This is a genomic window from Rhizobium sp. 18055, from assembly GCF_902706285.1.
Lineage (GTDB): Bacteria > Pseudomonadota > Alphaproteobacteria > Rhizobiales > Rhizobiaceae > Rhizobium.
Genome location: NZ_CACSKD010000357.1, coordinates 1 through 421, shown reverse-complemented (window position 1 = coordinate 421; position 421 = coordinate 1). Strand labels below are relative to the sequence as shown.

The 421-nt window shown below is 70.1% G+C and carries 1 protein-coding gene; it reads left to right on the top strand.

Annotated elements, in window-relative coordinates; genetic code table 11:
* Positions 1-421, top strand: a 421-nt coding sequence (locus GVL52_RS29495; RefSeq protein ID WP_280179135.1) for a sulfurtransferase, incomplete at both ends; no start/stop codon positions are given.

Sequence of the window (421 nt, the reverse complement as noted above, 5' to 3'; positions counted from 1 at the left end):
GCTCTACGGCGACACCAACAACTGGTTCGCGGCCTGGGGCGCCTGGGTGTTCGACATCTATGGCGTGAAGAACGTCAAGCTGCTCGACGGCGGCCGCAGGAAGTGGGAGGCGGAAAGCCGGCCGCTGAACAATCGGGTGCCGGAATACGCCGCCACCACCTACCGCGTCACGGCCCCGAATCCGCAGCTGCGCGCGCGTTTGGCCGATGCGCTGGCCGTGGCCGAGGGCCGCAGCGACGCGAAATTGGTGGACATCCGCTCGGCCGACGAATACTCCGGCAAGGTGTTCGCGCCGCCCGGCGTGCCGGAGCTCGCGCTGCGCGCCGGCCACGTGCCGGGCGCCGTGAACGTCCCCTGGGGCCAGGCCGTGCGCGAGGACGGTACCTTCAAATCCGCCGACGAGCTGCGCAGGCTCTATGCC